13 protein-coding genes and 1 pseudogene are annotated in these 9,127 nt (G+C 65.1%); 10 read left to right on the top strand and 4 right to left on the bottom strand.

Annotated features, from left to right (window positions below; all coding sequences use genetic code 11):
- Positions 1-264: pseudogene (locus VF617_RS16470) on the top strand (glutamate racemase); the annotation flags it as partial.
- A gap of 71 nt (positions 265-335) precedes the next feature.
- A complete protein-coding gene (gene hemA, locus VF617_RS16465; RefSeq protein WP_331016004.1) occupies positions 336-1,550 on the top strand; it encodes a 5-aminolevulinate synthase in 1,215 nt (404 codons plus the stop codon).
- 12 nt (positions 1,551-1,562) lie between these two features.
- On the opposite strand, the gene VF617_RS16460 is transcribed toward hemA, so the two are convergent.
- The 3 genes from VF617_RS16460 to VF617_RS16450 form a co-directional block, all read right to left on the bottom strand.
- A complete protein-coding gene (locus VF617_RS16460) occupies positions 1,563-2,075 on the bottom strand; it encodes a DUF4199 domain-containing protein (protein WP_331016003.1) in 513 nt (170 codons plus the stop codon).
- Between the two features lie 222 nt (positions 2,076-2,297).
- Positions 2,298-2,708: a helix-turn-helix transcriptional regulator gene (locus VF617_RS16455; RefSeq protein ID WP_331016002.1), complete on the bottom strand. Its 411-nt coding sequence runs from the start codon at positions 2,706-2,708 to the stop codon at positions 2,298-2,300.
- A 39-nt stretch (positions 2,709-2,747) separates the two neighbouring features.
- Complete coding sequence (locus VF617_RS16450; RefSeq protein ID WP_331016001.1) at positions 2,748-3,320, bottom strand: DUF1579 domain-containing protein; 573 nt, start codon at positions 3,318-3,320, stop codon at positions 2,748-2,750.
- A 32-nt stretch (positions 3,321-3,352) separates the two neighbouring features.
- On the opposite strand from VF617_RS16450, the gene VF617_RS16445 reads away from it, so the two are divergent.
- A complete protein-coding gene (locus VF617_RS16445) occupies positions 3,353-4,219 on the top strand; it encodes a LytTR family DNA-binding domain-containing protein (RefSeq protein WP_331016000.1) in 867 nt (288 codons plus the stop codon).
- Here VF617_RS16445 and VF617_RS16440 read toward each other — a convergent pair.
- Positions 4,216-4,464 (bottom strand): hypothetical protein, encoded by a 249-nt coding sequence (locus VF617_RS16440; protein WP_331015999.1) that lies wholly within the window; start codon positions 4,462-4,464, stop codon positions 4,216-4,218. The genes VF617_RS16445 and VF617_RS16440 overlap by 4 nt on opposite strands.
- 63 nt (positions 4,465-4,527) lie before the next feature.
- Between VF617_RS16440 and rpiB the strand changes: the two genes are divergently transcribed.
- From rpiB to rpsD, 7 genes are all read left to right on the top strand, one after another.
- Positions 4,528-4,974 (top strand): ribose 5-phosphate isomerase B, encoded by a 447-nt coding sequence (gene rpiB, locus VF617_RS16435; RefSeq protein WP_331015998.1) that lies wholly within the window; start codon positions 4,528-4,530, stop codon positions 4,972-4,974.
- Entirely contained in the window at positions 4,971-6,281 is a 1,311-nt protein-coding gene (gene glyA / locus VF617_RS16430) for a serine hydroxymethyltransferase (RefSeq protein WP_331015997.1), read from the top strand. Before rpiB ends, glyA begins: the two co-directional genes overlap by 4 nt.
- A gap of 1 nt (position 6,282) precedes the next feature.
- A complete protein-coding gene (locus VF617_RS16425; RefSeq protein WP_331015996.1) occupies positions 6,283-6,621 on the top strand; it encodes a hypothetical protein in 339 nt (112 codons plus the stop codon).
- The gene (nrdR, locus tag VF617_RS16420) at positions 6,622-7,083 is read left to right on the top strand and encodes a transcriptional regulator NrdR (RefSeq protein WP_331015995.1); all 462 of its coding nucleotides are present in this window, start codon (positions 6,622-6,624) and stop codon (positions 7,081-7,083) included.
- Positions 7,080-7,808, top strand: a complete 729-nt coding sequence (locus VF617_RS16415) for an RNA methyltransferase (protein ID WP_331015994.1) — start codon at positions 7,080-7,082, stop codon at positions 7,806-7,808. The genes nrdR and VF617_RS16415 overlap by 4 nt, the downstream gene beginning before the upstream one ends.
- 74 nt (positions 7,809-7,882) lie before the next feature.
- Positions 7,883-8,152 (top strand): hypothetical protein, encoded by a 270-nt coding sequence (locus VF617_RS16410; RefSeq protein WP_331015993.1) that lies wholly within the window; start codon positions 7,883-7,885, stop codon positions 8,150-8,152.
- Positions 8,153-8,385: 233 nt separating this feature from the next.
- Positions 8,386-9,000 carry a 30S ribosomal protein S4 gene (gene rpsD / locus VF617_RS16405; RefSeq protein ID WP_331015992.1) on the top strand — a complete coding sequence of 205 codons (615 nt, stop codon included), beginning with the start codon at positions 8,386-8,388 and terminating at the stop codon, positions 8,998-9,000.
- Positions 9,001-9,127: the final 127 nt, after the last annotated feature.

Raw genomic sequence — 9,127 nt, 5'->3', positions numbered from 1 at the left:
ATGGATACGATCGTCCTCGCCTGCACGCATTTCCCATTGGTAGCGGAGGAGTTGGCCGGCGCGGCGCCGTGGCCGCTCGCCTTTGTCGACGGCAACGAGGGCATCGCCCGCCGAACCGCCTGGCTTACCCGCGAAATTGCCTGGCCGGAGCAGCCCGGCGAGGGGATTGCCCTTTTCACCCGCTGGGACCCGAAGCTGGAGGCATATCGCCGAGGCATGGCCGAATATGGGCTGAGGCTCGTGGAAGGCAGCGGCCGGCCCTAGTTGCGAGGCGTTTTCACTGGCCTTGCGCCCCCCGTTTCCGCTATGGGCGGCGCGACCGTCGGGGAAGGCTCTTGGACTATCAACGCATCTTCGCGCAGGCTATCGACCGGCTGCACGCCGAAGGACGCTACCGCGTGTTCATCGATATCCTGCGCAACAAGGGCAGCTTCCCCAACGCGCGCTGCTTCGCGGGCCATAACGGCCCGAAGCCGGTCACCGTATGGTGCTCCAACGATTATCTGGCGATGGGCCAGAATCCGAAGGTCATCGAGGCGATGGAGGAGGCGCTGCACGATGTCGGCGCAGGCTCCGGCGGCACGCGCAACATCGGCGGCAACACGCATTATCATATCGAGCTCGAGGCCGAGCTCGCCGATCTCCACGGCAAGGAGGCGGCGCTCCTTTTCACCTCGGGCTATATCTCGAACGAGGCGACGCTCTCGACCTTGGGCAAGCTGCTTCCCGGCTGCGTGATCTTCTCGGATGAGCTCAACCACGCGTCGATGATCGCGGGCATCAAGAATTCGGGCTGCGAGAAGCGCGTCTTCCGCCACAACGACCTGGCGCACCTCGAGGAACTGCTCGCCGCTGACGATGCGGGCGCACCCAAGCTGATCGCCTTCGAAAGCGTCTATTCGATGGACGCCGATATCGCGCCGATCGCCGCGATCTGCGACCTGGCCGACAAATATAACGCGCTGACCTATTGCGACGAAGTCCATGCCGTGGGCATGTATGGCCCACGCGGCGGCGGTATTTCGGAGCGCGACGAGGTTGCCGGCCGGATCACCATCCTGGAAGGCACGCTGGGCAAGGCGTTTGGCGTGATGGGCGGCTATATCGCGGCGGACCAGATGATCATCGACGTGATCCGCAGCTATGCGCCGGGCTTCATCTTCACCACCAGCCTGTCGCCCGTGCTGGTCGCGGGGGCGCTGGCAAGCGTCAGGCATCTCAAGGCATCGAGCGAAGAGCGCCAAGGCCAGCACGAAGCCGCGACCAAGCTCAAGGCGATGATGGCCGATGCCGGGTTGCCCGTCCTGCCCTCGACTACGCATATCGTGCCGCTGATGGTCGGCGATCCGGTCAAGGCCAAGAAGATCAGCGACGTGCTGCTCGCCGAATATGGCGTGTACGTCCAGCCGATCAATTACCCCACCGTGCCCCGCGGCACCGAGCGGCTGCGCTTCACCCCGGGCCCCGCGCATGACGAAGCGATGATGCGCGAACTGGTCGATGCGCTCGTCGAGATCTGGGGCCGGCTGGAGCTCAGGCGGGCGGCCTGAGCTCCGTATCGGTCAGGCGACAGGCGCCGGCATGAAGCGCGGATTGCGCAGCAGGGCGGCCGAAATCAGTGAGACCAGCACCCCCACCGGAAGCATTTCGGCGATCGAGATCAAGATGCGGACAAGCGGGTTCGCATAGCTGCCGCTGAAGAACTCCCGCATTTCGGCGATTTCCTTGGGTGTGGCGCCACCTTCTTTCGACATGACCAGCATGCGCTCGACGAACGCATCGAAGCCGAACATCGCCAGCGTCGCTTCGAACATCAGCGCATAGACGATCCCCGCGACCAGGCTGATCGCCAGCCCCAGCCCGAAGGCCGGCCAGAAACGGATCACACCGCCCTGATCCACATCGCGCCTCCGCTTTATCGCCAGGAACACGGCGGTCAGCCCGATCAGCATCGTAAGATAGCCGATCGTCATGCCCAGGCTCATCGAAACCTCGATGCCGCCGATGCACATCAAGCAGCCCCATATTCCGGCAAAGCCGCCGGCGATCAGGCCTGGAATCAAAATCTTCTTCATGGCATTTCCCCTCTTGGCGATGTTGCGCCGCGATCGGGCGCGCATCAAGCCTCGGGAGCAATCGCCCGAACGGGTGATTTTCGTGAAATAGGCCTCTCCCCTCCCTGAAAGGGAGGGGTCGGGGGTGGGTCTTTGCACGCGATACGGTTGCACGCGCGTTCGGCTTCAGTACCGCCTGGACGCAACCCACCCCTAACCCCTCCCTTTCAGGGAGGGGAACTATCAGCGCACGATCCTCAGCTCGCGCGCACGCGCCACCGCATCGGTCCGCCGCTCCGCCCCGAGTTTTTCGAACAGCCGCGCGACATGCGTTTTGATCGTATTCGGCGAGACGCCGAGCGCGTCGGCGATCTCCTTGTTCGATCGGCCAGCCGCGATCTGTTCGAGCACCGCCAGCTCACGCGGGCTGATGCCGAGCGCCGCGAGCGCCTTGGGATTTCCCGCGAACGCTGCCTGGCGTGGGGCGGCAAGGCGGATGCCGAACACGACGCCAAGCGCCAGGAAGGCCGCAGCGATCAGGAAGATGTAAATGTCGCCGGTATGGGCACGGGCGAGTCTTTGATAATCCAGCCATTGGAGCGCGAGCGTTCCCACGCCCAGCAACACCCCATATAGACTCGCCCGCCTCCACATCGCGCCCAGCCTAATCAGGCTTGGCGCGGCAAGCCAGCCTCACTCCTTCGTGATGCCGCCCGCCGACGGCCAGGCGCTGTCGCCCGCGCGCTTGAGCGTCATCTTGAAAAACGGGCGCGCAGGCTGGCCCGGCGCGATATAATCGCCCACTTCGGTCCAAGTCCCGTCGGCAAGCGTAGCCGTGTAGCGGATCGTCATCGCGCCGGTGGGGATTTCCCAGACATAACCGGCGTCCGTCACCGTCATCGGAAACTTGCCGCCGCGACCCAGTGCCCAACTCGTCAACCAATAGGATTTGGCCTGCGCGTCGTACGAGACCACGCCCAGCGCGTTGAAGCCGACGCTGCCATCCGCATTATAGCCCTTGCCCTCCATCACGGTGAGCGTGCCGTCGAGGAAGGAGCCGATCCGCTCGGTCTGGGTCACTTCATGGGCGCCCTGGGGCGTCTGGCTCACTGCGGGGCCGCGCCACACGCCGTGCATCCAGTCGAGTTTCCTCATCGCTTCCTTCTGCGCCGCGATCGCCGCCGTATCGGTCGCCTGCGCCTGCGCCGCGGGCACCATCAGCACCGCGCCCAGCATGGCGAGCGAACAGGTCATCAACTTCAGCATCTTGCAATCTCCATTGTCGTTGCGCCCGGCGCGTGGCAGCTTCCCTGCCGATGCCCGCCGTTCGATCCGTCCTGTCCCTCGCCCGCCTCGCTCCCGACAAGCGCGCTTTCGCGAAAGGCGCGCGCGGCTTCGCGAAACGTGCACGGGCGCTCGCCAAGCTGCCGGGCTTCCCGACTATCTGGATCGCCAGCGCCGCCGCGGGCGCACTGATGACGCTGACCGGCGGCTTCGGCACCGGCGCGATGCCGCTCGCTCAGCGCGCCTTGTTCTGGGCCGTGCTGATGGGCTGGAGTGCGCTCAAATGGCAGCTCTGGTTCGCCTTCATGGTGCGCGCGCCGAGGGACTGGACTCGCGCCGCTATCATGGGCGGCGTGCTCCTGTCGCTGCCCATCCCCTTCGAAGTGCTGCTCAGCGGCCGCGCGGCCGGCATCGACACCGGCATGCCGAACCTGTTGGGCACCTGGGGCCGAGGATTGGCGATCGGGACGCTGGTGTTCTGCACCATCCTGCTCGTCACGCGCACGCTGGGCTATCGCCCGAGCTGGAGGCTTCCCGTCCCGGAAGCCAGCGGACTGCTGCAGCGCGCGCGGGTTGACCCGGCCTCGCTCACCGCGATCGAGGCGGAGGACCATTATTGCCGCGTCCACCGGCGCGATGGCGCGAGCGCGCTGATTCATTATCGATTCGGCGACGCGCTGGAAGAAGTCGCGGCGCTCGAAGGAATGCAGGTGCATCGCGGCGCGTGGGTGGCGGCGAACGCGATCGAAGGGACCGCACGCGACGGCCGACGCTGGGAGCTGCTGCTCGCCGGCGGCCGCCGCGTGCCCGTCAGCGCAACCTATCTGCCACAGGCGCGCGCGCGCGGCTGGATCGATGGGAGAGGGAAACCGGGCCTCTAGCGCGTCGCATTGTCGACCGCGTTACCCACGCCTTCAGCGCGCTCCCCCACATCCTCGGCCGCGTTGCCGAGGACTTCGCCCGCACGATCCGCGCCGTTTTCGAGCGACTCGCCCGCATCGTCGGCCACATTCTCGATCGATTCGCCGGCGCGGTCGAGCGAGTTGCTCAGATTGCCCTGTGAAGTTTCGGAACAGGCGGCAAGGCCCAGCGCGAGCGCGGGGACGAGAAGCAGAGTTTTGCGCATTTGGGTCTCCAATCTGGTCGTCACAGCTAGCCAGCAAGCCTAGTCGGGCGTAGGGAGCGCGCCATGTCGCGCCGCATCGCCATCGCTTCGGATCATGCCGCCTTCGATATGAAGGCAGAACTCGCCGAATGGTTGCGTGCGGCGGGCCACGAAGTGTTGGATTTGGGCGCGAATGGCCCCGAAAGCGTCGATTATCCCGATTACGGATATGCGCTAGGCAAAGCCGTCGCCGATGGCCACGCGGAACTCGGCGTAGCTCTGTGCGGATCGGGCGTCGGCATTTCGATCGCGGTCAATCGCATCGCCGCCGCTCGCTGCGCCCTGGTCTCCGAGCCGCTTTCCGCCAGCCTTGCGCGCCAGCATAATGACGCGAACGTCATTGCCTTGGGCGCACGGCTTATCGGCACGGAAATGGCCAGGGCCTGCATTACGGCATTCCTCGAAACCAAATTCCTGGGCGGGCGCCATCAGCGCCGCGTCGAAAAACTGAGCAAGGGAGCGAACCCATGAGCACCAATCCGCAAATGGCAGGGCTCCAGCCCGACGGTTTCTTCACCAAGACGCTCGCCGAGGCCGATCCCGCGGTGTTCGCCGGCGTCCAGCATGAATTGAAGCGCGAGCAGCACCAGATCGAGCTGATCGCCAGCGAGAACATCGTCTCCAAGGCCGTGCTCGAAGCCCAGGGCTCCGTCTTCACCAACAAATATGCCGAGGGCTATCCGGGCAAGCGCTATTATCAGGGCTGCCACCCCTCCGACGAAGTCGAGACGCTGGCGATCGACCGCGCCAAGCAATTGTTCAATTGCGGCTTCGCCAACGTCCAGCCGCATTCGGGCGCACAGGCCAACGGCGCAGTGATGCTGGCGCTGACCAAGCCCGGCGATACGATCATGGGATTGAGCCTCGACGCGGGCGGCCACCTGACGCACGGAGCGAAGGCGGCGATGAGCGGCAAATGGTTCAATGCCATCCAATATGGCGTGGACCCCGAAAGCCACCTGATCGACTTCGACCAAGTCTCCGCCCTAGCCAGGGAGCACCGCCCCAAGCTGATCATCACCGGCGGCTCGGCCTATCCGCGCATCATCGATTTCGCCAGGTTCCGCGCGATTGCCGATGAAGTCGGCGCGATCTTCATGGTCGACATGGCGCATTTCGCCGGGCTGGTCGCGGGCGGCGCACACCCTACGCCTTTCGGCCATGCCCATGTCGTGACCACCACGACGCACAAAACGCTGCGCGGCCCCCGCGGCGGCATGGTGCTGACCGACGACGAGGCCATCGCCAAGAAGGTCAACAGCGCGGTGTTCCCGGGCCTTCAGGGCGGGCCGCTGATGCATGTCATCGCTGCCAAGGCAGTCGCGTTCGGCGAGGCGCTTCAACCTGATTACAGGCGCTACATTGCGGCCGTGGTCGAGAACGCCAAGATTCTGGCCGCGACGCTCAAGGAGCGCGGTGCAGCGGTGGTCTCGGGGGGCACGGATACGCATCTTGCGCTGATCGATCTTACGCCGCTGGGCGTCACCGGCAAGGACGCGGACGAAGCGCTCGAGCGCGCCGGGATCACCTGCAACAAGAACGGCATTCCCAACGATCCGCTGCCCCCGGTCAAGACCAGCGGCATCCGCGTCGGCTCGCCCGCGGGCACCACCCGCGGCTTCGGCGCGGGCGAATTCCGCGAGATCGGAAACATGGTCGCGGACGTGCTCGAAGGGCTGCGCAAGAATGGCGAGGCTGGCGACGCGCAAGTCGAAATGGCCGTCCACGAGCGCGTCCGTGCAATGTGCGAACGCTTTCCGATTTATCCGGAGGGCTGAGGTGGACGGAGATATCGTTCGCCTCGAAAGTTGCACAAAATGCGGCGGCAGCATCCAAGGCGACGCGAGCTTTTGCAATCACTGCGGCAAGCGAGTGAAGCGCGCGCCGAGCGACGGAGACCCCGCCAACCTAGGCGAAGCAGCCGTGGAATTCGCCAAGGGCACGGCAGTTGAAGCTCGAAATCTGGGTGCGGAGGCCCTCCGAAGTGATATTGGCAAGAAAGTCGCCGCCGGCGCAGCTCTAGGAGCAGTTGCTGGGGCAGTGCTTCCACTGATCGGGCCGGCCATCGGAGCAACCCTCGGCGCAGGATACGTCGCCTTCAAAAGGCTGACCAAGTAAATGCGCTGCCCGTTTTGCGGAAATGACGACAGCCAGGTCAAGGACAGCCGGCCGACCGAGGATAATTCCGCGATCCGCCGCCGCCGGCAGTGCGAAGCTTGCGCGGCGCGGTTCACGACCTTCGAGCGCATCCAGTTGCGCGATCTCACGGTGCTTAAATCGCAGGACCGCCGCGAGCCCTTCGAGCGCGACAAGTTGATCCGCTCGCTCACGCTGGCCGCGCGCAAGCGCCCGGTAACTGCGGCGCAGATCGAGCGACTGGTCTCAGGCATCCAGCGCCAGCTCGAAACGCTGGGTGACAGCGAAATCCCGTCGCAGCGGATCGGCGAACTCGTCATGGACGGACTCAAAGGTCTTGATCCCGTTGCCTATATCCGCTTCGCCAGCGTCTATAAGGACTTCCGCGAAGCCAGGGATTTCGAGGAATTCGCCGGAAACGTGAGCGACGCGGGGAAAGCGTGACCGGGGGCCCGCCCGTCATCGTCCTCGTCCGCCCCCAGCTCGGCGAGAATATCGGCAAGGCCGCGCGCGCCATGCTCAATTTCGGGCTTAGCGAGCTCCGGCTCGTCGCCCCGCGCGACGGCTGGCCCAATCCTTCCGCCGGCCCCGCCGCAAGCGGTGCGGATCTTGTGCTGGAACGCGCGCAGGTCTTCGAAAGCGTCGCCGATGCGGTCGCCGATTGCGCGCATGTCCATGCAACCACTGTCCGCAAGCGCGGCGTCACCAAGCCGGTGGCCACCCCCGAAGCCGCCGCGCGCGAAATCCGCGCCGCCGAAGGACGGGCGGCGATCCTGTTCGGCCCCGAGCGATCGGGGCTCGCCAGCGACGATGTCGCGCTCGCCCGCTCGATCATCACCGTTCCGATCAATCCGGAATTCGGCTCGCTCAACCTGGCCCAGGCGGTGATCCTCATCGCCTATGAATGGTCGAAGGGAGAATCGCTCGCCAGTCCGCCGGCCACCGATCTCGATCCGCCCGCGCCGCAGACCGAATTCGACGGCATGTTCGGCCAGCTCGACACGATGCTTGAAGCCGCCGGCTTCTATTTCCCGCCGGACAGGGTGCCGACCGTCAAGCGCACCTTGCGCACCCTGCTCACCAAGCCGGGCTGGTCCTCGCAGGAAATACGCACGATGCGCGGTGTGCTGTCGGCGCTAGAGGGACGCAAGACGCGTCGCGCAAAGTGATCCAATCGACCGTGCGACTTTCGCATCTGCCCCGAATATGATATACACGCCAGCAACTTACAGGAGAACTCTGAATGCGCCGCTTGTCCTTTCTGGCTTTGATCGCTCTTGCCGCACCCGTCGCGGCCCAAGACATGAGCGCCGATCTCGCTAAGAAGCCCGAGAAGAAAATCTGCCGCGCGGTCGCTACGACCGGTTCGATTCTGGGGGGAAAGCGGGAGTGCCACACCAAGGCGCAATGGGACGCAATGTCGGAACGCGCCAGCAACGCTCGCGATTCGCGCGAGCGCGGCATGCAGAACGGTGCCGGGGGCGGAAGCGGGGTTGACGGTAGCCCGCGCTGATGCGCGGCGAGGCTTCCAGCTGATCAGAGGATCGACCGCCAGCATTTGCGGGCGTGGTGCAGCCGTGGATGGCGCGCCGGTGGCCGACCAGCTTGACTTCGCCAGGCCTCGCGGCTAACCGCGCGCCTTCGCAATGGCCCCGCACTCCGGTGAAGCGGTGGCCCTGCCCTCCTTACAGAGACCAGCAGAGCGACTACCGGAACCAACGTTGTTCGTATTGCAAAGGATTACCAATGTCGAAGCGCCATAGCGCCAAGCACAAGCTCGACCGCCGGTTGGGCGAAAACATCTGGGGCCGGCCCAAGAGCCCCGTCAACAAGCGTGAATACGGCCCCGGCCAGCACGGCCAGCGCCGCAAGGGCAAGGTCAGCGATTTCGGCATCCAGCTGCGCGCCAAGCAGAAGCTGCGGGGCTATTACGGCGACGTAACCGAAAAGCAGTTCCGCGCCTGCTATCACGAAGCCGCCCGGATGAAGGGCGATACGTCGCAGAACCTGATCGGCTTGCTCGAACAGCGTCTGGACATGATCGTCTATCGCGCCAAGTTCGCGCCGACGGTCTGGTCCGCACGCCAGCTGGTCAGCCACGGCCACATCCGCGTCAACGGCGTGAAGTGCAACATCGCGTCGCGTCGCGTGTTCCCGGGACAGGAGATCACGCTGGGCGGCAAGGCGCAGGAAATGGCGCTGGTGATGGAAGCCCAGAACCTCGCCGAACGCGAAATCCCCGATTACGTCGCCCCCGACGGCACCGCCAAGGTCACCTTCACCCGCGTCCCGACGCTGGACGAAGTGCCCTATCCGGTGAAGATGGAGCCGAACCTGGTCGTGGAATTCTACTCGCGCTAAGCCGCGGGCAGACTACGAGCACATTCGACGAGCTTGCAGAAGCGCTCGGCATCGAACGGGGCGGTCTCATCGGAGGCCGCCCCTTTTTCTTACAAGCCCAGCGCGCCGCGCAGAAACCCATCCGCCT

This window comes from Sphingomonas sp., assembly GCF_036388215.1.
Classification (GTDB): domain Bacteria; phylum Pseudomonadota; class Alphaproteobacteria; order Sphingomonadales; family Sphingomonadaceae; genus Sphingomonas.
Note: the sequence above shows the minus strand (reverse complement) of the source record. Positions and strands in the feature narration are given on the sequence as shown.